General features: G+C 65.1%; 19 protein-coding genes. 17 read left to right on the forward strand and 2 right to left on the reverse strand.

Going from position 1 to position 23377, the window contains the following annotated elements; all coding sequences use genetic code 11:
• Nucleotides 1–200: 200 nt before the first annotated feature.
• From JAP66_RS30725 to JAP66_RS30760, 8 genes are all read left to right on the forward strand, one after another.
• Nucleotides 201–1130: a formylglycine-generating enzyme family protein gene (locus JAP66_RS30725; RefSeq protein ID WP_443706221.1), complete on the forward strand. Its 930-nt coding sequence runs from the start codon at nucleotides 201–203 to the stop codon at nucleotides 1128–1130.
• 1201 nt (nucleotides 1131–2331) lie between these two features.
• The gene (locus JAP66_RS30730) at nucleotides 2332–3879 is read left to right on the forward strand and encodes an ABC transporter substrate-binding protein (RefSeq protein ID WP_199435384.1); all 1548 of its coding nucleotides are present in this window, start codon (nucleotides 2332–2334) and stop codon (nucleotides 3877–3879) included.
• A gap of 103 nt (nucleotides 3880–3982) precedes the next feature.
• Nucleotides 3983–4948, forward strand: coding sequence for an ABC transporter permease (locus tag JAP66_RS30735; RefSeq protein WP_199435385.1), 966 nt, complete (start codon nucleotides 3983–3985; stop codon nucleotides 4946–4948).
• A gap of 253 nt (nucleotides 4949–5201) precedes the next feature.
• Nucleotides 5202–5801, forward strand: coding sequence for an ABC transporter permease (locus JAP66_RS30740; protein WP_199435386.1), 600 nt, complete (start codon nucleotides 5202–5204; stop codon nucleotides 5799–5801).
• Nucleotides 5798–6796, forward strand: coding sequence for an ABC transporter ATP-binding protein (locus tag JAP66_RS30745; protein ID WP_199435387.1), 999 nt, complete (start codon nucleotides 5798–5800; stop codon nucleotides 6794–6796). Before JAP66_RS30740 ends, JAP66_RS30745 begins: the two co-directional genes overlap by 4 nt.
• The gene (locus JAP66_RS30750) at nucleotides 6780–7628 is read left to right on the forward strand and encodes an ABC transporter ATP-binding protein (protein WP_199435388.1); all 849 of its coding nucleotides are present in this window, start codon (nucleotides 6780–6782) and stop codon (nucleotides 7626–7628) included. The genes JAP66_RS30745 and JAP66_RS30750 overlap by 17 nt, the downstream gene beginning before the upstream one ends.
• 55 nt (nucleotides 7629–7683) lie before the next feature.
• Entirely contained in the window at nucleotides 7684–10032 is a 2349-nt protein-coding gene (locus JAP66_RS30755) for an arylsulfatase (protein ID WP_199435389.1), read from the forward strand.
• A gap of 337 nt (nucleotides 10033–10369) precedes the next feature.
• Nucleotides 10370–11869, forward strand: coding sequence for a tannase/feruloyl esterase family alpha/beta hydrolase (locus JAP66_RS30760; RefSeq protein WP_199435390.1), 1500 nt, complete (start codon nucleotides 10370–10372; stop codon nucleotides 11867–11869).
• A 124-nt stretch (nucleotides 11870–11993) separates the two neighbouring features.
• On the opposite strand, the gene JAP66_RS30765 is transcribed toward JAP66_RS30760, so the two are convergent.
• Together JAP66_RS30765 and JAP66_RS30770 are read right to left on the reverse strand one after the other, a co-directional pair.
• On the reverse strand, nucleotides 11994–13187 hold the full coding sequence (locus JAP66_RS30765; RefSeq protein ID WP_199435391.1) for an acyl-CoA dehydrogenase family protein: 1194 nt from the start codon (nucleotides 13185–13187) through the stop codon (nucleotides 11994–11996).
• Nucleotides 13184–13948, reverse strand: a complete 765-nt coding sequence (locus tag JAP66_RS30770) for a 3-hydroxyacyl-CoA dehydrogenase (protein ID WP_199435392.1) — start codon at nucleotides 13946–13948, stop codon at nucleotides 13184–13186. The genes JAP66_RS30765 and JAP66_RS30770 overlap by 4 nt, the downstream gene beginning before the upstream one ends.
• Before the next feature lie 390 nt (nucleotides 13949–14338).
• On the opposite strand from JAP66_RS30770, the gene JAP66_RS30775 reads away from it, so the two are divergent.
• The 9 genes from JAP66_RS30775 to JAP66_RS30810 all read left to right on the forward strand — a co-directional run bounded on the left by JAP66_RS30775 (nucleotide 14339) and on the right by JAP66_RS30810 (nucleotide 23351).
• The gene (locus JAP66_RS30775) at nucleotides 14339–15868 is read left to right on the forward strand and encodes an AMP-binding protein (protein WP_199435393.1); all 1530 of its coding nucleotides are present in this window, start codon (nucleotides 14339–14341) and stop codon (nucleotides 15866–15868) included.
• 164 nt (nucleotides 15869–16032) lie between these two features.
• The gene (locus JAP66_RS30780; RefSeq protein WP_199435394.1) at nucleotides 16033–17205 is read left to right on the forward strand and encodes a TetR/AcrR family transcriptional regulator; all 1173 of its coding nucleotides are present in this window, start codon (nucleotides 16033–16035) and stop codon (nucleotides 17203–17205) included.
• A 185-nt stretch (nucleotides 17206–17390) separates the two neighbouring features.
• A complete protein-coding gene (locus tag JAP66_RS30785; protein WP_199435395.1) occupies nucleotides 17391–18650 on the forward strand; it encodes a cytochrome P450 in 1260 nt (419 codons plus the stop codon).
• Nucleotides 18647–18859: a ferredoxin gene (locus JAP66_RS30790; RefSeq protein WP_199435396.1), complete on the forward strand. Its 213-nt coding sequence runs from the start codon at nucleotides 18647–18649 to the stop codon at nucleotides 18857–18859. The genes JAP66_RS30785 and JAP66_RS30790 overlap by 4 nt, the downstream gene beginning before the upstream one ends.
• Nucleotides 18856–20250: a hydroxymethylglutaryl-CoA synthase gene (locus JAP66_RS30795; RefSeq protein ID WP_199435397.1), complete on the forward strand. Its 1395-nt coding sequence runs from the start codon at nucleotides 18856–18858 to the stop codon at nucleotides 20248–20250. Before JAP66_RS30790 ends, JAP66_RS30795 begins: the two co-directional genes overlap by 4 nt.
• On the forward strand, nucleotides 20247–21431 hold the full coding sequence (locus JAP66_RS30800; protein ID WP_307849789.1) for an acetyl-CoA acetyltransferase: 1185 nt from the start codon (nucleotides 20247–20249) through the stop codon (nucleotides 21429–21431). The genes JAP66_RS30795 and JAP66_RS30800 overlap by 4 nt, the downstream gene beginning before the upstream one ends.
• Nucleotides 21431–22315 carry a 3-hydroxyacyl-CoA dehydrogenase family protein gene (locus JAP66_RS30805; protein ID WP_199435398.1) on the forward strand — a complete coding sequence of 295 codons (885 nt, stop codon included), beginning with the start codon at nucleotides 21431–21433 and terminating at the stop codon, nucleotides 22313–22315. The genes JAP66_RS30800 and JAP66_RS30805 overlap by 1 nt, the downstream gene beginning before the upstream one ends.
• 5 nt (nucleotides 22316–22320) lie before the next feature.
• Entirely contained in the window at nucleotides 22321–22665 is a 345-nt protein-coding gene (locus tag JAP66_RS33110; protein ID WP_307849790.1) for a ferredoxin reductase domain-containing protein, read from the forward strand.
• A complete protein-coding gene (locus JAP66_RS30810; RefSeq protein ID WP_307849791.1) occupies nucleotides 22662–23351 on the forward strand; it encodes a PDR/VanB family oxidoreductase in 690 nt (229 codons plus the stop codon). The genes JAP66_RS33110 and JAP66_RS30810 overlap by 4 nt, the downstream gene beginning before the upstream one ends.
• Nucleotides 23352–23377 lie beyond the last annotated feature (26 nt).

Raw genomic sequence — 23377 nt, forward strand, 5'->3', positions numbered from 1 at the left:
AACAATCCACCCGGTGTTGCGCTGGCCAGTTGAAACCACCCAGCCTTGAAGTGCCTCTACCTGACCACATCACCGCGAGCGTGAACTAACCGATACCAAGCCAGATCCGATGCTATATGCGGAGGGTGGGTGCGGCAGACTCGGACCCGATGATCCGGGGCGACGGCGGGCTGGCCGGTCGGTGACGTGCGGAGGTGACGATGTCTGGTTGTTGCGTGCCTGGACGGGGCGGCGATGGTGACCGCGGTACTGATGTCGGCGATGGCCATGGTGGTGATCGGCAGGTCGTCACCTCGGCGTTGGCTGACCTGGGCGGCATGATCGTCCTGCCAGGTGGGACGTTCCGGATGGGCGCCGACGACCCAGCCGGGTTCCCCGACGACGCCGAGGGACCGGTGCGGGAGGTGCGCATGGACACTTTGGCCATCGACCCGTACTGCGTGACCAACGAGCGGTTCGCCGAGTTCGTGGAGGCCACGGGATATCGGACCGATGCGGAGCGATTCGGCTGGAGCTACGTGTTCGCCAAGTTCGTGCCCGCCGAGCTGCGCAGGTCGTCGCCGAGGCCGGAGCAGACGCCGTGGTGGTGCGGCGTTGCTGGCGCATTCTGGCGGCGACCGGAGGGGACGCGTAGCGACCTGGATGGCCGTTGGGACCATCCGGTGGTGCACGTGTCCTGGCACGACGCTGTCGCGTTCTGCGCTTGGGCCGGGCGTCGGCTGCCGACCGAAGCGGAGTGGGAGTATGCCGCCCGGGGCGGCCTGGACCAGGCCCGTTACCCATGGGGCGACGAGTTGAAACCGGATGGTGCGCACCGGTGCAACATATGGCAAGGCAGGTTCCCGGTACGGGACACGGCCGAGGACGGATACTCGGGTACCGCTCCGGTGGACGCATTCGAACCGAACGGGTACGGCCTGTACAACACGTCGGGCAATGTGTGGGAGTGGTGCGCGGACTGGTTCGACGCGAGAGAGGGCGCGCTCAGCATGCGTGGCGGCTCTTACCTCTGCCACGCCTCGTACTGCAACCGCTACCGCGTTGCCGCGCGCACGGCGAACACCCCGGACAGCTCCAGCGGCAACCTTGGTTTCCGCTGCGTGGCGGTCATGAGTAAGGAATCGGCCTAGCCGGCTGATCGTGCCATGGCCAGGCCGTCGCCCAGCTCATCGGAGCGCGGGCCCACCGGGCCGGCGGCAAACGCTGAATTCCGAGTGGCTGCTCGACCTGTAGGTGAGCCGGCGAACGCGGCGTCAAGCGGCGCTCTGGTCCGGGCGACACCCCCTGAGGGCGCCTCAATGCCCTGCCAGCCCAACCTAAACCTCGATTCACCGATTGGCCGACCACGATCACGTGACCGCGAGGTCGTGGTCCGCGGAACTGACGGGCATGGTGCGGTGGCGGACCTCTGGCTCCGGGTGTTCAACTCGGTGTCCTCGGTCGCGCAGCGGTACTGCTAGGGCTGGGAGTAGGGTCGGCGGGTCGCTTGCGGTCAACACGCTGAGGGCAGGCGCACCGGCGCCGAGGCCTTCAGGCCCGTGTGGACCGGCTCGATGATCGTGGTGGCGACGGGTCTTGTCGGTCGCAACGGTGTCCAGGACGGTGGGATCGGCGATGGCCAAGAAGGCGTCGAAGCGCCACGCGTCGAAGAGCGTGTCTTGGCTGGCTGTCCGATGCTCGTCCGGTTGAGCCGGGGATTCGGCGCACGCGAGCCGTGTCGATGTGCTCGATCGTGGTCCACGCGCCCTCGGGATGGTGGCGATCGCCTTCATGGCTGTCTTGTCAAAAGCCGACGGTGAGCAAGGCCCCGGTCGCGCCGGCCAGTGCGGCCGGGGGCCTCGGCTATATTGCGCCGAGTCTGCCCGCACCGGGGCCAGCTGGATCTTGTCGACCTCGTTGAGCAGTCGTCCGCCGACTTCAGCGCGTCGCCAACCAGCCACTACGCGCGACCTGGTGACCCGCGGCGGGGTTGTTTAGCCTCGATGACCGGCGCCGCCGTAACGGTGGCGAACGTGGTCAGAGGAGCCTTGAGCCCCGCCGCCGACACCCGGGTGACGATCTGGCCCATGTTCGTCGGCCCGTGAGGGTGCTCGTCGGCCAGGTCGTGCAGCCAGCAGACTGGACCAGCGCGAAACCGAGGCAGGACAGTTGAACGACGCGTCCGCGCGTCCCGGCAGCTCGCCCGACCACCCTCAGGGGTCACGTTCGTCTGAATTCCTATTTACTTCTTCGTCTATGTGCGCTTAACCTAGGCCTGTTCAGCGAGCCAATGACAGGCGTCACACATCGACTCCTGCGGAGGCCGCTTGACGATCCCAGAGGAGAACAAGCGTGACGAACGAGACCCGATTGAGGCGGAGCAGCAGCCCGCACCGTAGCTGGCTAGCCATTGGTGTCGGGGTTGCGGTGCTGGCCGCGTCAGCGTGCGGCGCAGGGGGAAGCAGTGGGAACGGTGGTTCCCGAGAGCAGCGAGACCAAATCGTGATCGCGTTGCCCAACGAGGTGGCCTCGTGGGACTACATCGCGAACCCTGCGAACGGTCCGAAGCAGGTTCTCGTGCTCAACGTGATCGAGCCGCTGTTGGAGCTGAAGGCCGACCGTACGATCGAGCCCCTGCTGGCTGGGTCCTACACGGTCAGCGAGGACGGAACGACCTACGACTTCGCCATTCGCGAAGCCACATTCCACAATGGGGAGCCGCTGACTGCCGACGACGTCGTTTACTCCCTCAAGTACAACCGTACTGCTGAGGTCGGCGACGTGGCGCAGGCCTTCGAGGCCGTAAAGTCAATCGATAAGATCGATGACCGGCACGTCCGGGTCACTCTCAAGCGACCCAGTCAATCGTTCCTGCGAGGCATGACTGGCCCGGCGGGGATGGTGATCCCCAACGACGGTGCCGAAACACTGGGGACGCACCCTGTCGGCACCGGCCCCTACCAGTTCGAAGCCGATCAGCCGGGAGTCCAGGCCACTCTCACCCGCTACAGCAACCATTGGGGCGAACAGCCCTACTTCGCGAAGGCCACGTTCCGGTTCATGACAGATGAGAACGCTTCTGTTGGTGCACTCGGCGCGGGCGACATCGACATGGTAGCGGCGCTCGCAGGTGACGGGATGCTGAGAGTCGACTCAGTCAGTGGCCAGGACGGTTTCGACGTGACGATGCCAGAGGTCAGTCGCGTCACGTACCTGTCCTTGAACGCAGACGTGGAAGCATTCAAGGATGAGCGCGTTCGCCAGGCGATCGCCCATGCGATCGATCGGAAGGCGATAATCGACGGCGCCTACGCCGGACGACAGGAGGCGACTTGTTTCCATGATCTTCCGCCCATGAACAAGTGGAAGGAGGGCGACTGCCCCTATCCCTACGATCCAGACCGAGCACGCGAACTGCTGGATGACGCCGGGATCTCTGACCTGACGTTGAACTTTCCCTATCTCAACAGCGGTATCTACCTGGACTCGGTGCAAATCCTCGCGGATCAGTTGAAAGCCGTAGGCATCACCCTCGACCTTGTGCCCATGGACATCGCTTCGTACGCCGAAAGCGTGGTGGCGAACCGCGAGTACCAGCTCACACAGATCGCCGGCACGCAAAAGACCGATGCCTGGGTGTGTCCGAGCGGATTCTTTACGGGCGACTGCAACCGCGACTTCGACACCTTGCTCGACGAGGCTGACCGAGCCTCTGACACGGAGGAATGGGCGAGTCTGCGTCGCGAGGCGTCGGAGGAGCTTTCGAACCGCGCTTACGTCATCCCAATTGCCAATATATCGGAGGAGATCCTGCATCGCAGTGATCTTGATGGCATCGAATCCTTCTCCAGCCACTCCGAGATCGATCTACGGGGCATGCGGTGGGCGTCGTCGAACTGAGCGCGGCTCGGAGGACCTCTGCCTTCCGTCCAGCGACGGCCACTCGACCAGCGCCTGCGACACGGTCGTTCGGCGACGCGCTCGAAGGTGTGGAGATGGTTGCATGTTGAGGCTGCTGCTCCGCTCGACTGTGACGCTGGTGCTGTCGGCACTGGGCGGCTCGCTGGTGATCTTTCTCCTGCTGCGGGCCCTGGGCGGAGACATCGCGACGAGCATCCTGGGGGTTTCGGCCGATCCGGCTTCCGTCGCAGCCCTGGGAGCTGAACTGGGTCTCGACCGACCGTGGGCCGTTCAGTATCTCGACTGGCTGGCCGGGTTCGCACAAGGCGATCTTGGGCGTTCGTACGGATTGCGTTACGACATCGCCGAGGTGATCGGAAACAGGATAGGTGTCACGTTGTCGCTGGCGTTCTTCGCGATGGTCATCGCGGCGGCACTGGCACTCTTCTTCGGCTCCTACTCGGCCATCAATGCCCACAGGAGACGAGGCGGTCTGGTGAGTGCTGCCACCCAGCTGGGTCTAGCCGTCCCGACCTTCTGGGTGGGCCTGATGATGATCAGCGTTTTCTCGATCCAGCTCGGCTGGCTGCCGTCAGGGGAATACGTGCCATGGACAGAAAGCCTGTGGGGAGCGGTGCGGAGTTTGCTAATGCCGGTCCTTGCATTGTCCATCCCGCTCACTGCGATCTTCACCAGATACGTGCGTTCCGCGATGTTGGACGTGCTGGAAGAGGACTTCATGCGGACGGCCCGCGCCAAGGGTCGCACTTTACACGGGGCGATCGGCGTGCACGGTATCAGGAATGCGTCGATCTCCCTCGTGACCGTCGGCGTCATGCAGCTGGGCGTGCTGATTGCAGGCACTGTCGTGATCGAGCGGGTATTCTCGCTGCCGGGGCTCGGAGACTTGGTCGTTTCAGCGATCGGCAGCCGCGAGGTGCTGGTCGTCCAGTCGACCGTGTTCGTGATTCTCCTCATCATCCTATGCCTGAATTTTCTCATGGACATTAGCTACGGGTTGTTGGATCCGCGGATTCGGGACGCAGAGCGCGAGGCTTCCCATGTCTGATTCGGCGACACGGAGCGGCAATCGCCGGCGCCTGCCGGTTGCCCTCAGGGTCGGTGCCGCACTCCTGTCAGTCTTCGTGGGCATGGCCTTGGTTTCGTTGGTCTGGACACCGTCCAGTTCTGAGGGAATCGACGTTGCTGCCCGACTCGCGCCGCCCGGAAGCGAGGGGCACATTCTGGGGACCGACCGCTTGGGACGAGACGTCCTGACTCAGATCATGTCGGGAGCTCGGAACTCACTCATGGTGAGCGTCGTGGCCACCCTCGCTGCCCTCATCCCGGGTCTGGCGCTCGGCCTTCTGGTAGTGGCGGGCTCATCACGATGGCAGTTCGTGATGAGTCGAGTCGTCGACTTGGGCGTTGCGTTGCCGGGGATCTTGGTCGCACTGGTGCTGGCGACGGCGATCGGTCCTGGGAACGTCGCCGCCATGGCCGCAATCGCTGTCTGGTTCGTGCCGATCCTGGCCCGCCTGATGATCGGACCGGCCCGACAGATTCTGGCGTATGACTACGTCGAAGCGGCCTACGCCTACGGTCGGTCCCGATGGTTCGTGCTGATGCGGCATGTGTTGCCGAACATCAGGTCGCTGATCATCGTACAGGTCACGATCATGTTCAGTTTGGCGATCAACGTGGAGGCCGCGTTGTCCTATCTCGGCGTGGGCGCCCAGCGCCCGACACCTTCCTGGGGGCGCATGCTCTACGAGGGCCAGCCGTTTATCCAAGACGCACCGCACCTCATGATCTACCCGGGTCTGGCCATTACGTTGACCGTGTTGGCATACAACCTGGTCGGCGATGGCATGCGCACCTGGTTCGACCCTCAGCAGAAGGCGAAGGCGGTGGCACGATGACGCTGAGCATTCGCGACCTTGCCATCCAGATCGGCACGGATCGCGTCGTCCACGTTGACGCACTCGATGTTCCGGCCGGGGGGCGCCTCGGTCTGGTCGGGGAGTCCGGGTCGGGAAAGACACTAACGGCTATGAGCATTGCGGGGCTGCTGGCACCCGAGATTCGCGTCAACGGATCGGTACAGCTGGACGGGAGGGAGCTCGTAGGGCGTGCGGACCGTAGCATGGCGCGCATCCGTGGGGCCGAGATCGGCGTTGTATTTCAGGATCCGTTGCGAGCATTGAACCCCATGATGCGGATCGGCCGTCAGATTGCCGAAGCGGTCCGCCTCGGCAATCGACCGATCTCGGGAGCCGAGATCCGCTCCCGGGTCGTTGAACTGGTGGACCAAGTCGGCCTCAGCGGCGTCGAAGGGGTGACGCGGCGCTATCCCCACCAGCTGTCCGGGGGACAGCGGCAGCGAACCCTGATTGCCGTCGCGATCGCGTCAAGGCCGAAGTTGCTGATCGCGGACGAGCCAACCACAGCTCTCGATGTCACCGTACAGGAGGGCATCCTCGACCTCCTCCTCGAGTTGAGTACCACGCGCCGAATGGCTCTTCTGTTCGTAAGCCATGATCTCGGAGTCGTCCGCAGGGTGAGTGAGCGAGTCGCGGTCATGTACGGCGGGCGCCTCGTCGAGACCGGAACGGCGCGGAGCGTGCTTGAGCGATCGCACCACCGCTACACCGAGGCACTGATCGCAGCCAGCCCCTGGCTCACCGGACCCACCGAAAGAGCCGAACTGATCGGGCGACCACTCGACGCCATCCCGGGTTCAGTGCCCGAGTTCGGGCAGTTCCCAGAAGGCTGCGGGTTCCGCGACCGTTGTACGCACGCGATCGACCGCTGTGCCGAGCGGCCGCCCGCAACAACGACATCGGATGATCACACATTCACGTGTTGGAACCCAGCGCACATGCGAGAGGCAGACCTCCATGACATCCGCACTTGAACTCGCTGACGTGCACTTCCGATATAACACCGCACGCCGGTCAGATAAGAGTCGCTGGACGCTGCAAGGAATTGACCTTCAAGTCCAGCCGGGCGGAGCGGTAGGTCTCGTCGGAGAGTCCGGATCGGGGAAATCGACACTGGTACGACTGATGTGTGGGTTGTTGCAGCCGGGATCGGGCTCGGCTCGCTTCTTCGACCAAGAGACAGCCGAATGGCTGAGCGGTTCACCCCGAGAGTTCCGGAAGCGCAATCAGATGGTGTTCCAGAGTCCAGCGAACTCCTTTGATCCGCGGATGCGCCTCGGCCGCTCACTCGCAGAGCCGATCCGCGCCATCGAGTGTCGTACACCTGCTGACGAAGAACTCATCGCGGCGCTACAGAAAGTGGGCCTGGGCAGCAGCGTACTAGCTCGTTATCCCCGTCAGCTTTCTGGCGGTCAAATGCAGCGCGTCGCCATCGCGCGCGCACTCTCGGTGGAGCCGGACGTGCTCTATGCTGATGAGCCGACCAGCGCACTCGACGTTTCTGTGCAGGCCCAGGTGATCAATCTACTGCTCGACTTGCGCCGAAGTCTGAATCTCACACTCGTCGTCGTCTCCCATGACTTGGCGGTGGTGAGCCGGCTGTGCGAGCAGATCGTGGTTCTGAAGGACGGTCAGATCGCCGAAGCTGGTCCCACGGCCGAGGTCCTCCAGGATCCGGCATCGGACTACACGGCGAAGCTGATAGGTGCGGCGCGGGCGGTCAATCTCGAACGCTTCCAGCAAACACCGGGTCGCGGACATCGCTGGACCGAGGAGGTCCGACTCGGCGCGGCACTCGACACCTAAGGACACGTTTCGCTGCAGCGCGCCCGGCTGATCGATTCCTCTGGAAAGGCTCACAATGGACAGAACCGTCCTTCCACTCCGTAACGCAGCCGAGAACCGAACGCCGGCTGAGCACGTTCAAGATCAGAAGCCGCCTCACCGCGCGCCCGAGCCGACGCGTCCTCCCGGCGGGGCCCCAAACGTCCTTCTCATCTTGATGGATGACATGGGATTCGGCGCTCCCTTGCCGTTCGGTGGCCCGTGCCGCATGCCTACGGCCGATCGGCTCGCGTCGGGTGGACTCCGGTACTCACGCTTCCACACAACCGCCCTGTGCGCACCGACGCGAGCAGCTCTGTTGACGGGCCGAAACCACCACAGCGTTGGCATGGGCGGATTGCCAGAACTCGCGACCGCAGCTCCGGGCTACACGTCAATACGACCGGACTCAGCCGCTACGATCGCAAGAATACTGCGAGGCAACGGCTATAAGACGGCGGCATTCGGGAAAATGCATCAAACGCCGATCTGGGAAACCACGGCTGCTGGGCCGTTCGAACGTTGGCCGACTGGTGAAGGATTCGAGAAGTTCTACGGTTTCTTCGGCGCCGAAACAAACCAGTTTTCACCGAACTTGGTCGATGGCGTCACCAGGATTGACCAGCCGAAGACGCCAGAGCAGGGGTACCATCTGTCGGAAGATCTCGTTGATCAGTCGATTCGATGGATCGATGCTGTCAGCACGGTGGATCCAGGCAGCCCATGGTTCTGCTACTTGAGTTTTGGTGCTGCGCATGCGCCCTATCACGTACCGCAAGAGTGGCGCGACAGGTATCGGGGGGAGTTTTCGCACGGTTGGACCAAACAGCGTGAGCAGACATTGGCTCGACAGAAGGCTCTTGGCGTGGTCCCGCAAGATGCCGAGTTGGCTCCTTGGTCACCTGGCGTTCCGAAATGGGACGATCTCGACGAGACGCAAAAGGCTAGTGCGGAGCGTCATATGGAGATCTACGCCGCGTTTGTGGAGCACGCCGACTTTCAAACGGGCCGCCTGATCGACGCGCTCGACCGCTTGGGCCAGTTGAATGAGACCTTGGTCCTTTATGTCCTGGGTGACAATGGTGCATCCCCGAGCGGCGGTCTTGAGGGAACTTTCAACATGGCGGCGCGTATCAACGGCCTGCCCGAGGCTGCGGAGCAAAGTCTCGAGGCTCTGGATGAACTCGGCGGGCCGGGTTCCAGTCCGTCCTACCCCGTTGGCTGGGCCCTGGCAATGGATACGCCATATCAGTGGACCAAGCAGGTCGCATCACACTACGGCGGGACTCGTAATGGACTGATCGTTCACTGGCCTAGCCGTGTCACCGCCGCCGGTGAGGTGAGACACCAGTGGGCCCACTGTATCGACGTCGCGCCGACGATCCTCGAGGCGGCGGGATTGCCCGAGCCGTGGCAGGTAGACGGCGTGACGCAGAAGCCGATGGAAGGTGTGTCTTTCGGATACACCTTCGACGATGCAGACGCAGCGGAACGGCATACGACCCAGTATTTTGAGCTATGTGGAAACCGCGGCATTTACCATAACGGCTGGACTGCCGTCACCAAGCACCGGACACCATGGTCACTGCGCGGGGACGGGACCCACTTGCCAGAGCTGGCGGACGACGAGTGGGAACTGTACGACACAAACAGCGACTGGACGCAGTCGAGAGACGTGGCGGATCTCTACCCAGATCAATTGGCCAAACTTCAGCAACTGTTCGTCATCGAAGCCGCTCGCCACGACGTACTCCCTATCGACGACCGATACGGAGAGCGCTTGGATCCGAAGATCGCTGGGCGCCGAGACGTCTTCGGTTGCCGGGGATCGGTAGAACTTCGACCGCATATGGATGGCCTGCAAGAGGCTGTAGCGCCAAATGTCAAGAACACTTCATTCTGCGTGACCGCGGACGTTGTAGTCGACGACCGAGACACCGATGGGGTCATCGTGGCGCAAGGGGGTCGCTTTGGCGGCTGGTCACTCTACTTGAGAGAGGGCCGCCTCACCTATTGCCATAACCTTTGCGGAGTGCGGACCACGTACATCCGATCTGACCAGGCTCTCATGCCCGGCAGGCACAGGTTGCAAATGAGGTTCTATTACGATGGGGGAGGTATCGGCAAGGGCGGCAAGGCCGTCCTTGCCGTCGATGGGGGACAGGTTCAAGAAGGTAGGTTGGATCAAACAACTCCGGTCAGCTTCTCAGTTGACGAAACGTTGGACATAGGAGTGGACCGCCAGACGCGCGTGACCGATGAGTACCCGTCATACCCTATGAACAGATTCCCAGGCGAGGTAGGCGTCGTGCGCATCGACGTTGGCGAGGACATGGTGCCAGTCCCTCCGCGGGAATGGGAGACCATAACGCTCTTCACTCATTGATTGCCGATGCATTCTGATCCGGCTTGTGCTGACAAGTCAGCGGACTACCCGAGCCGAGGTGGAGGTTTCCCTCGTGCGCCGGGGCTCGGGCTTGCTGGTGCAGCGACGTCACAGGTGGTACTGGAGGAAGCGGATGATCAACAGATCGAGTGGCCGGCACTGGCTGCGGTCCCGTGGCCGGGGTCGGCAGGCGCGGGTGCGGATTCGAATGGCCGTTACGGGGTTGGTGGGAGCGGTGACGGCTGCCGGCCTGCTCGCGGTCCCGGTTGCCAGCAGCGACGCGAGCGAGTTTGGCGCGCAGGGAAGGGGGAAGCCCGTTCGCTCGTGCGAGAGCCTCGTGGACTTGGACCTGCCCGGCAGGACAGTGACCGGCGCAGTGCTCGTCGAGGCCACCGAGGCGGTGCCCGAGTACTGCGACGTCCAGCTCAAGGTGACCGACCCCTCGTCGGATGAGTCGTTCCGGGTCGGGGTGTTTCTCCCCGCTACGACGTGGAACGGCCGCTTCCTCGGCACCGGCGGTGCAGGCTGGTCGGCGGGCGGGCCGGACAGTCCGTGCAGCTGGGGCGGCGGTGGCGGGTATGAGCCGTGTGCGCTGGCGGCCGGGTACGCAACGGCGAACACTGACGGCGGGGTTCCAGGTAACCAAGGTGAGTTCGCGCTCGACGCCGACAACAACCTGGACCTGCCCGCCATCAACAACTGGGGGCATGTTGCGATCCACCAGACGGCGGTGTCGGCCAAGCAGGTGATTACCGCGTTCTACGGCGTCGGACCGACCTACTCCTACTTCCAGGGCGGTTCGGCCGGCGGCCGGCAGGCGATGATGGAGGCGCAGCGCTACCCGAAGGACTACGACGGGATCGCGGTGTTCTGGCCAGCCCTCGACCTGGCCCGGCTGCTCCCGGCAGTGCTCTGGCCGCATGTCGTGATGAACGAGGAGGACCACCTTATCCCCCAGTCGACCTTCCAGGCGGTGAACGACCGGGTGATCGACGCGTGCGACGGCCGCGACGGCGTTGTGGACGCGATCGTCTCCCACTGGCAGGCCTGCGATTTCGAGGCACGGTCCTTGGTCCAGACCGGGCTGGTCACCCTGCGGGAGGCTCGGATCATCAACAAGATCTGGGCAGGCCCTCGTCGACCTGATGGCCAGTTCTTGTGGCATGGCCCGCTTCCCGGGACGCCGTTGTTCCGGATGGCCGCAACGACAACTGAGAATGGGACACTCATCCCCGTGCCGCGCGAGGACGGCCTGGTGTGGGTCACGCGCTGGGTGCTGCAGGATCCGGACTTCGACTGGCGGGACATCACGTACGCGTCGTTCGCCAAGATCTTCGAGAAGTCGGTGAAGATGTGGGACGAGCTGGTCGGGGCGTCGGACGCCGACCTCTCGGCGTTCCGGGCCGCCGGAGGCAAGATGGTCATCACGATGGGGACCGCCGACACCGGCATCCCGGTGGAGGGCACCATCGCCTACTACGACCGACTGACCCGCGAGAGCGGCGGCACCAACGAGGTGCGCCGATTCGCTCGGCTCTTCCTGGCTTCCGGCGGCGGGCACGACCGGCTCATCCTGGGTCACCCCCACCCGGGCCTGATGCCTGCTGGCTATACCGGCGCGGTCCCGAGCCCCGGGAGCGCGCTGGGGGCGCTGGTGAACTGGGTAGAGCACCGCAAGGCCCCTCGGCAACTACTCGGCGTGGCGCAGGGCCAGGGCGCGGTCCCCGGCATGACCCGGCCGCTGTGCATGTACCCGCTCGTCGCCAGGCATCTCGGCCACCGGGACATCGCTGACGCCGACAGCTTCGTCTGCAGCAGGCGTTACCGCCACCGTTAGCTCGCGCGCCACGAGACCTGCTCGAGCGACCGCGTGGGGCCCAGCGGCATGCTGGGCCCCACGCGGCGCCGCGCGGTGTCTGGGGGCATCTCGTGAGCGTGGCGGCGGGTGTCAAGAATGCCCCTCACTGACCGTAGGAGGAGTACCGTTCTGCGATGTCGCGGCCGATGATCTCCTTCATGATCTGGCTGGTGCCCCCGTAGATGGTCTGGACGCGGCAGTCGCGATAGGCCCTGGCGATGGGGTACTCGTTCATGTACCCGTACCCGCCGAAGAGTTGGAGGCACCGGGATGTCACCCGCACCTGCATTTCCGTGGACCACAACTTGGCCTTCGAGGCCTCGGCGGTTGTCAGGGTGCCCTCGTTGAGGGCGATCACCGCGTTCTGGAGGTAGGCGCGACTCACGTCTACCTCGGTCGCGAGGTCGGCGAGCTCGAAACGGGTGGCCTGTAGGTCACCGACACGTTGGCCGAATGCCGTACGTTCGAACACGTAGTCCTGGGTCCAGCGCAGCGCCGCCTCGGCGCTCGCGAGCGCCTGCGCGGCCAAGGACAAGCGCTCCTTCGGGAGCCGCTGGAGGAGGTGGATCATGCCCTCACCCACCTCGCCGAGAACATTCTCAGGCCCCAGACGGACGTCACTGAAGAAGAGTTCTGCCGTGTCTTGCCCCGCGATGCCGACCTTGTCGAGCTTGCGACCGCGGGTGAAGCCGGCGACGTCGCGCTCGACGACGAAGAGCGTGAACCCGTGCGATCCGGCACCGGGGTCCGTGCGAGCGAAGACGATGACCACGTCGGCATTGATGCCGTTCGTGATAAAGGTCTTCTGGCCGTTGAGCACCCATCCGTCCCCGTCACGCACCGCGCTCGTGCGGATGCCGCGTAGGTCACTGCCCGCTCCGGGCTCCGTCATCGCGATCGCCGCGATCAGCTCGCCCGAGGCCATGCCGGGCAGCCAGCGCTGCTTCTGGTCGTCCCTGCACAGTTCGAGGAAGTACGGCAGCACAATGTCGTCCTGCAGCCGGATGCTGAGGCAGTACGACGTCGCGCCGACCTTGGCCAGCTCCTCGGCGACCACCATCGGGTAGCGGAAGTCTGATTCGCCGCTTCCGCCGAACTCATCGGGCACCGACAGTCCGAGGGCCCCGACCTCACCTGCCGCGAGCCAGGCGTCACGTGGCACCAGCCGGGCTTCCTCCCATGCGAGGTAGTGGGGCTCGACCTCGCGGCGCACGAACTCGCGCATCGATGCGCGGTACGCCTCGTGGTCCTCGGTGTAGAACCCGGCGCGGAGGTTGAGAGACTTCGCGCCGCTCATCGCGGGGCCATTCGGATGGCGCCGTCGAGGCGGATGGTTTCGCCGTTCAGCATCGGGTTCTCCATGACGTGCGTCGCGAGCGCGGCGTACTCGGCCGGGTTTCCGAGACGGGACGGGTGCGGCACCTGCTGGCCCAGCGAGAGACGGGCCGCCTCGGGCAACGAGGCCAGAAGCGCGGTGTCGAAGAGCCCGGGAGCGATCGTGACCATGCGAATGCCCAGACTCGCCAGGTCGCGGGCGACGGGCAGCGTCATCCCGACGACACCGCCCTTAGAGGCGGTGTAGGCTGCCTGGCCGATTTGGCCGTCGAAAGCGGCGATCGAGGCCGTGTTGATGACCACGCCGCGTTCCTCTCCGACCGGGTGGTGCCCGGCCATGTGAGCGGCTGCGAGGCGGATGACGTTGAAGGTGCCTACGAGGTTGATGTCGATGATCCGTTGGAAGTCCTCCAACGGGTACGGTGCCAGATCCTTACCCACCGTCTTGATGGCGTTGCCCGTGCCGGCGCAGTTGACGACGACGCGTAGATCACCGAGTTGCTCGGCAGTCTCGATGGCAGCCGCGACGTCGTCTCCGCTTCGAACGTCGCCCGGTGCGAACCGCACCGCGTCACCCAGTTCCTTCGCGATCATCTCACCCGCGGAGTCGGGGAGATCCAGGATGACGACCTTGCCGCCGTTGGCGACGAGCGCCTCGACGGTGGCACGGCCGAGCCCGGAGCTGCCGCCGGTGACGAGAGCAACGGTGTCGGAGATCTTCATGCTGCGGTCCTAGTCGGGTCAGCGTACGCCGGAGGCCGGAGCGGCTTCTGGCGACGGACGGTCAGGGAGGTGTCCGCGGTCGTTCGCAAACCAGTCAGTGTTGGCTGGTTTGGGAGACGACGGCGGAACGGTGTTTCGGGGTCGTCTCCCGCTCCCTATGAAGTTGACACGACGATCCCTTCGCTGGCAAGTAAACGACTGATAACCACGACTCTTGTGGCCTCCATCTCTTCTGTGGTTCACTAGCGCTCTCAGCAAGGGTAGAAGCGCCGACTTCTCATGCCCCCTTGAGGTGATGTATATGAAGGTTCACCAAGGGAAGCGAGAGGTGGCGTCCCTCGACACGTCGTCATCGCATGCAGGAAGAAGTCTTGAACGAAAGGTTCACCCATGATCGACCCGTTTGTTCGCTCCGGTGAGCGCGTGAAGACTTTGTCCGAGGTCAAGGAGCGTGCCTTGACGTTCGCCGGGACGCTACGGGAGTTGGGTGTCAAGCACGGTGACCGCTACGCCATCGTCATGCGCAATGAGATTGCGTTCCTGGAGGTCAACCTCGCGGCGGGAGCTGTCGGCGCCGTGCCGGTGCCGGTGAACTGGCACTGGACTGGCGACGACCTCAAGCACATTCTCAGCGACTCCGGATCGAAGGTCGCGGTTGTCCACACGGACTTGGTCCCTGCAGTCGAGACGCAGAAGCCCGAAGGCATGCAGATCATCGAGGCCGCCGTGCCGGATGAGGTCCGACAGGCCTACGGCCTGGATGACGTACAGTTGACGGGGCGCTACCCGGTGCTCTCGGACTGCATCGACAAGGGGAAGCCCTTGGTCGAGGTCAGCAGCACCCCACCGATGGCGGTCATCTACACCTCGGGCACTACCGGGCTCGCGAAAGGTATCGTGCGAGAGCCGGTCCCGACCGAGGCGGCCGGTGAGCTCGCCGCGTTCCTGGCCGACCTCCTCGGTCTCGCCCCAGGCCTGACCACCGTGATGCCGGCGCCGTTGTACCACTCGGCGCCGAACGTCAACCTGACCTTCGCTGCCGCCCTTGGCATGAATATCGTGATTCTCCCCAAGTTCGACCCCGAAGAGTTCCTGCGGGTCGTCGAGACGCACAGGGTCGACGTGGTCCAGCTCGTCCCCACTATGTTCCTCCGCCTGCTCCGGCTGCCGGAGGAGGTGCGTGAAAAGTACGACATCTCCTCGCTCAGGGAGGTTGTCCACTCGGCGCAGCCGTGTCCACCGGACGTCAAACGTGCGATGATCGACTGGGTCGGCCCCATCGTCTCGGAGTATTACGGAGGGTCCGAGGGCGGCCCGTGGGTCAAGTGCACGAGCGAGGAGTGGCTGTCCCACCCCGGTACGGTCGGAAGGCCGGTTCTGGATGCGGCCCTCCGTATCATGGGACCCGACCTCGAGCAGGTGCCCGTGGGAGAAGCCGGCATCATCTACGGCCGCTCGCCTTCGGTCTGGCCAGACTTCACCTACCTCAACAACGACGCCAAGCGCCGAGATATTGACGGATCCGACGGGTTCATCACTGTCGGCGACGTCGGCCGTGTTGACGAGGATGGCTACCTCTACCTCACCGACCGGCTGAACGACATGGTGATTTCCGGCGGTGTGAACATCTACCCCGCCGAGATCGAGGCGAGCTTGCTCACTCTCGACGGAGTGAAGGACGTGGCGGTGTTCGGGATCCCCGACAGGGAGATGGGGGAGGCCCTCGCTGCGCATGTCGAACTGATGGAGGGCGCCCAGCTCACCGAGCAAGACGTCCGTGACGCGGTCCGTAGCAGGCTCGCCAAGTACAAGGTGCCGAGGGTCGTCGTCTTCGAGGACGAGTTGCCACGAGAGGACTCGGGCAAGCTCTTCAAACGACGCCTCAAGAACGGTTACTGGCCGCAGAACGCAGTCACGTGACCGCCCCGCCCGCCGAATGCCCGCGCCGGTGCAACCTGTGTCCCCGCGGCGACGGTATGCCCCGACTGGATCCTCCGGGTGCCCGTTATGTCGCGGCGCAACCAGCCGGGGTACTGACCCAGAATGCCTGCTGTCCGCGTCGCCGGTACACGTAGGGTGTCGGTGTGGCAGCAAAATCCCGAGATACCGAAGTCCGTCTCCAGCGTCCGCGGAACCGCAAACAGCAGATCCTGACGGCTGCGCGGGATCTGTTCGTAGAGCTGGGTTTCCCGAGCGTCACGATGGCGATGATCGCGGACCGGGTTGGGGTGACGGCGGGTGCCCTGTATCGCCACTTCGGCAACAAGGCCGATCTCCTTGAGGCGGTCATCGAGGAGAACTTCGGCTGGCTGGGCGACCCGCACGTCCCGGACCGCTTCGATGACGCGATGGAGTCGTCGATCGCCCAGATCGCGGAGTTCCCCTACCTCAGCGACCTGTGGCTCCATGAGGTCCGTCACCTTTCCGACGACAGCCTCAAGCTTCTCCGTCGGCGAATGCTGGCGTGGCACATCTCGCTCATGCCCGCCCTGCGCGACCGGCGGCCCGACCTCGATGACGACCAGCTCGACTTGCTGGGCTGGGCGCTGAAGTCTGTCTTGTCCTGTTTGACTAGACGCTCGCTCCATACCCCCGAGGCAATCCGGCTTCCCTCTGTGAGATCCGCCCTGCAGGCGGTCGCCACGGTGCAGCTCGTCCCGGTGGGACCACGGGGCGACCCGGCCGGGTCACGGGCGTTCCCGGTGTCGATGCGCGAGCGCCTGCTGGTCGCGGCCTGCGAGCAGTTCGGCTACCGCGGGTTCTATGAGACCTCCATGGCAGACATCGCGGCGATGGCCGGGGTCACCGGACCCAATCTCTATGGGTACTTCGACAGTAAAGCCGACCTGTTGCGGGCCGTGCACGAGCGGGGGACGCACGCGCTATGGCTCGGTCTCGAGGGTGTCTTGTCGTCGGGGCGGCCGGCGCCCGAGCTGCTTCCGGAGGTTGTCCGCTCGTACGTAGGACTCGCACGGACCTGGTCCTCGACCCTCGGTGATCCGACCGGGGCGGCGGGGGTGGGTGACTACCTGAAGATGGCGCAGCGCGAGTACATCGACGAGTGGGTCGCGCTGTTGACAGCCTCGGCGCCCGAGCTCGAGCCCCGCACGGCGCGTCTGAGGGTCCAGATCGCACTTCTCCTTGTCGCGGACCTTTACCGCGTTCCGCGCATCTCGTATCGGCAGTCGTTCCAGGAGAACCTCGTGTCCTTGGTCATGACCGTGCTGCACGACGGTGGGCGGGCGCCGTCCAGCTAGGCAGCGTGCGCTTCGACAAAATTAAAGTTCACTCTTGTCGCTCTTTCTAGGTCTTACGAGGTTCCTGACCGAAGGTTTGCCTGAGTCTATATTTACATGCGGGCGAGTCACCGGCTATGCTGCGGATTGATTCGGACGACCGATCGATCTTGACTCCACGAGGACACGCGCAGGCAGGTGTAGACATGACCCAGTCGATCGACGAGCTCTCTCGCACGAACCTCATCAGCCCGGAGATGGCGGCGTCCCCCTTTGGCTTCTACGCCGAGTTGCTCGAGAAGTCACCCGTCCTATGGAGCGAGCGCCACCGGGCGTGGCTCGTCGGAAGGTACGACGACGTCTCGGCCGCGTTCAGGCATGAGCAGATGGGAGCCGACCGGATCGCGCCCTATCTGCGCGAGCAGCTCGACGAGGCAGGTCGCGCGCGGTTCGGGCGCATGTTCGAGATCCTCAGCAAGTGGCTGGTCTTCCTCGACCCGCCCGACCACTCGCGATTGCGTAAGCTGGTGCACAAGGCCTTCACGCCGCGGGCGGTCAAGGCTCTCCAAGGCAGGATCGAAGAGACCGCCGCCCGGGAGGCGGAAGCCATCAGGGCTCGCCTCGAGGCAGGCGACGTTGTCGACCTTGTCGCGGACTTCTGCGAAATCATCCCGCCCGCGATCTTCTCCGAAATGTTCGGCTTCTCGCCGGAGGATGGCGACCGTCTGAAGACGTGGACCGAGGACCTCGGGATGTTCATCAACGGCGCCCCGGCCGAACCTGGCCGCGACGAGCGCGTGCAGGCTGCGGTCGAGGGCCTGGAGAAGTACTTCCGCGCCTCGGTCGAGAAATACCGGGCTCACCCCGTGGACAACATCCTCTCGGCGCTCGTGCAGGCCAACGAGGATGGCGACGTGCTCTCCGACATCGAGCTGATCGCGACCTGTATCACTTTGATCGACGCCGGCTACAAGACGGTCCAGAACGCGATGTGCAACGCGATCTACCTTCTACTCGAGTCCGAGGACGGGTGGGAGCGTCTCGCGTCCGAGCCGCAGTTGATGACCAGTGCGGTCGAGGAGTGCCTGCGAATGCTCGGGCCTGCCAAGACGACCGTCCGCCGTGCGAAGGGCGACATCGAGTTCCGGGGAGCCAACATCAAGGACGGGAGTCGGGTCTACCTCATCCTGGCCGCGGCCAATCGCGATCCGAGGCAGTTCGAGCGTCCGAACGAGTTCGTCATCGACCGGACCGACAACCAGCACCTCGCTTTCGCCCAGGGCATCCACTTCTGCCTTGGCTCGGCTTTGGCGCGGCTGGAGTTGACCAGCAGCCTGGCTGAGCTGGTCAACCGCGTCCCGCGGCCCGAGCTCGCTATCCCGGCCGAGGGGCTCCCCTGGCACCGGGTGCTGCTACTCAGCGGCCTCCAGGAGCTGCCGGTGCGCCGAGCGGGTGTCAGGACGTGAGCGGCTCGGAACGGCGGGTGGTCGTCGACCGTGCCGTGTGCGTCGGCTCGACCACGTGCGTCAACGTAGCGGGCGGCTCCTTCGAGATCGACGAGACTGACGGCAAGGCCCGGGTCCTGACGCCGGGTGCGGCCACCATGGACGAGGTTCTCGATGCGGTCGACAGCTGCCCGGTAGCGGCCATCTCCTTCGAGGGAGAGGACAAGTGACCCACAAGCTGCTTGCCTATGCGACTTACCGCCCGCATTACACGTTGCCCCGCAGTGTGGTCAACGCTGCGTTGACCGGCGTCGCCCGCGGATCCGGTGAGCGCACCGTCGCCGGGTACGACGAGGACGCCGTCAGCATGGCTGTGGCCGCCACCCGGCGTCTCGGCGCCGGTGTCAGGAGCGCTGACCAACTCTACTTCGGTACGGCGACCTCGCCCTTGCTGGACAAGTCCTGCTCGCTGATCGTGCACGCCGCCAGCTCCATGCACGACCGGGCATTCACCCTCGACGTAACCGGGCTGCGTGCCGGCTTCGGCGTTCTCAAGTCGGCCTCGACGACCGGCGGTGTCGCCGCGATGGCGGATATGCGCACGGGTCGGCCTGGGTCCGCGGTGGAGCTCGAGGGGGGCGACGGCGCCGCCGCGTTCCTGTTCGGTGAGGGGGCGGACGCAGTGGCGGAGGTGCTCGGATCGGCCTCGGTGCCGATGGAGGTGATGGACGCTTGGCGAGTGCCGGGCACCAGCCACGCACTCGTCGGCGAGGACCGCTTCGTTGACCATGCGCTGGGACGTGCGGTCCGCGAGGTCGTCTCTGAGGTCGCCAAGGCCACGGGTCAAACTGATCCGCCGACCACCTCGGTCGTCTCCACGCTGAACCGTCGCCTGGCCGGAGCATTGGCGGCGTCGATCAGGCCCGACGGCTTCACCGACGTACAGGCCGTCCATCGGGAGACGACTGGCTATTGCGGGGCCGCCGACATTGGGCTTCTGCTCGCCGACGCGCTCGATGCGGCGGTGGCCGGGGATACCGTCCTCGCGGTCTCGGCAGGGGGTGGCGCCGACGCGTTGCTGCTGCGTGCCTTGAAGGACGGGCCCCTCGCAGGCGTCGGCGGCGCGGGCCGGCGCCGCCCGCCGGGAGAGGCGATCGGCTACTATCAGTACCTCACCTGGCGCGGGGAGATCGGTCGCGAGCCGGCGCGTCGTCCGGCACGACCTTCGGTCGCGCCCCCTCCGTCCTTCCGCGACAGCGACTGGAAGTTCGGCCTCGTAGGATCCGAATGCCTGGAGTGCGGCAAGGTTTACCTCCCGCCCCAACGGGTCTGCCGGTGCGGCGCGGTCGACGAGGTCAGACCCTTCCCGGTCGCTGACCTGACGGGAACGGTCGTGGCGCACACGACCGACGGCGTCTCGGACAGCCCGAACCCGCCCTCGCTCGCCGCCCTCGTCGACTTCGGGACGACAGGTCGTCTGCTGCTCGAGGTCGCGGATGCGAGACCGTCCGAGATCACCGACGGCACGGAGGTCGAGATGACGTTCCGGCGCACGTATGCCGTTGACGGCGTACCCAACTATTTCTGGAAGGCCCGTCCGAAGAACAGGAGCTCGAAGTGACTCGCAGCCTCTGCGACCGCGTCGCCATCGTCGGAATGGGATGCACCAAGTTCGGTGAGCTCTGGGACACGTCGGCCGACGACCTGCTCGTCGAGGCCACGCACCAGGCCATCGGCTCGGTGCCAGGTCTCACGAAGGACGGCATCGACGCCTATTGGTACTCGACCTTCGCATCCGGACACGCCGGTCTCCCGCTTGCCAAGGCGCTGAAGGTCGAGCGGCCTGTGACACGGGTCGAGAACTACTGCGCCAGTGGGTCCGATGCGTTCCGCAACGCGGCCTTCGCCGTCGCTGCCGGGGTCTATGACGTGGCGATGGCCGTCGGTGTCGAGAAGTTGAAGGACAGCGGCTACTCGGGTCTGACGGTCAACGAGCCACCCGGTAACAACACAGGCCCGGAGGTCAGCTCTCCCGCGATCTACGCGCTGCTCCCGTCGACGTACAGCAAGGCCTACGACGTGGCTCCGGGCGATGTTCGACAGGCACTGACCCACATCGCCTGGCGCAACCACTCCAACGGGGCCAAGAACCCCGACCGAGCGCAGTACACGTCCGTCGTGCCGAAGGAGAAGATCGAGAAGGCGCCCAAGGTCGCAGGTGATCTCGGGGTGTTCGACTGCTCGGGAGTCGCCGATGGAGCGGCTGCTGCGATCATCGTCCGGGCCGAGGATGCGCTGAAGTACACCGACAAGCCCGTCTACCTCAAGGGCATGTCGTTGTACGCCGGCATGAGCAACGGTGCCGCGACGGCGGGCGAGCGACACGCGTCGTTCCCGGAAGTCGTCGCCTGTGCGGCCCAGGTGTACACGGAGGCCGGGATCACCGACCCGCGAAGCCAGCTCTCGATGGCCGAGGTCCACGACTGCTTCACGCCGACCGAGATGATCCTCATGGAGGACCTGGGGTTCTCCGAACGTGGTCAGGCATGGAAGGACGTCCTCAACGGCGACTTCGACCTCGACGGCGTGCTGGCCGTCAACCCCGATGGCGGGCTGAAGTCGTTCGGGCACCCGGTCGGGGCCAGTGGCCTGCGCATGATCTTCGAGCTGTGGTTGCAGTTCCGCGGCGAGGCCGGGCCACGGCAGCTCACCGACCCGGAACTCGGGCTCGCCCACAACATGGGAGGGTTCCCCGGCGAGTTCATCTCCTTCATCAGCATCTTCGGCAAGGAGCTCGGGTGATGGCGGGGAGCCCAATCCCGGATCCGGTCCCGGGCCGGACGAGGGTGCTCGTTGTCGGGGCGGGGCTGATGGGGGCCGGGATCGCCCAGACCGCTGCCATGGCGGGCTACGACGTGGAGGTCGTCGACCAGAGCGCGTCGTTCCTCACGACCGCCCAGAGTCGGGTCCGTGACAGCCTCGACCGGTTCGCACGGCGACCGGAATATGGGGGCGACGCCCCGCACGCCGTGGCGGATCGCATCGTCTGGTCCACCGACCTCGAGCGGGCAGCGGGGATTTCCGACCTGGTCATCGAGGCCATTAGCGAGGACCTCGAGGCCAAGCAGTCGCTCTTCCAGGACCTCGCGGACTGGACGGCGGACACGGTCCTCCTGGCGACCAACACCTCCCAGTTCCCGATCGGGAAGGTCGCGGCGACCTGCCAAGCTCCGGAGCGCGTCGCGGGCATGCACTGGTCGAACCCGCCCCCGATGATGCCGCTGGTCGAGGTCATTCGCGCGGATGCTTCCGAGCCGTCCGCGGTCACGGCCGCACAGGCTTTCGTGAGGACCTGCGGCAAGGAGGTGGTGACCTGCGAGAAGGACGTGCCCGGGTTCATCGCGAACCGGTTCAGCGGAGCGCTGTTCACCGAAGCCATGCGGCTGGTCGACGAGGGTGTCGCCGATCCGGCCGACATCGATGCGGTCGCCCGGCTGGTGCTCGGTCATCGGATGGGTCCGATCGAGACCTTGGACTTCGTTGGTCTGGACACCGCGCTCAGGGGCTTCACCACGATGAACGCGTACTACGGCGGCGGCCGGTTCTATCCGCCGCCGGTGCTCGCAGAGCTCGTGTCGCAAGGTCATTTCGGGCGCAAAACCGGTTCTGGCTTCTACCAGGAGTGACGAGCATGGGACGGACCGACACGGCGACGCACTTCTCCGGGCAACAGCGAATGTCGAAGGTTCATCAGGTGTCCACACACACGAGCAGGGCGCGATCAGAGCTCCATGAGGTCGTCGCCACGGTTGCCCGTCGCGAGACTGTTGCGCGCGACGTCGTCTCGCTGACCTTTTCCCTTCCCGAGGGCGTCGCCTGGTCCTGGCAGCCCGGGGACCACATCGACGTCGAGGTGCCCGGAGGCGACTTTCGTCAGTACTCGCTGTGCGGACCGATCGACGAGCAGTCGCAGCTCACCATCGCGGTCCTGCGTGAGCAGGATAGCCGCGGGGGGCGTCCTATCTCCACGCCGTGACGACGGGCGACTCGGTTCTGATTCGTGGGCCGCGCCCGAACTTCCCTCTGGTCTCGGCCAGTACCTATCGGTTCATGGCAGGAGGGATCGGTATCACCCCGATCGTCACCATGATCAGGGCCGCCGAGCTCGAGGGCACGCCCTGGACGCTCCTGTACGGCGGGCGCAGCCGCGACTCCATGGCTTTTCTGGACGAGCTCGCCCAGTACGGCGACCGCGTCTGCATCGTTCCCGAGGACGAGCAGGGACGGTTGCCGCTGCAGGACTGGCTCGCGCTGCCCGAACCGGACAGTCTGGTGTACTGCTGCGGTCCGCCCGGTCTGCTCGATGCGGTCGAGCAGCAGTGCGCGACCTGGCCGAGCGGGTCGCTGCATATTGAGCGGTTCACTCCGCGCGAGGTGGGGGCCCCGGTGCTGGACGAGCCGTTCGAGGTCGAGCTTGTCAAGACTGGGACAACGATCGTCGTGGAACCCGGCACGTCGATCCTCGACGCTGTCGCCCGGTCGGGAGTGCCCACCCTCTCGGCGTGCCAGGAGGGGACGTGCGGCACCTGTGAGACCGCTGTCCTGGAAGGCATCCCCGAGCACCGCGACTCAGTCCTCGACGACGAGGAACGGGCCGCGAACGACTACATGATGATCTGCGTCTCGCGATCACTCACCCCCCGACTCAAGCTCGACCTGTGATCCACGACGTACAACACGGCCCTCCG

This window comes from Qaidamihabitans albus, from assembly GCF_016464705.1.
Taxonomy (GTDB): Bacteria; Actinomycetota; Actinomycetes; order Mycobacteriales; family Pseudonocardiaceae; genus Qaidamihabitans; species Qaidamihabitans albus.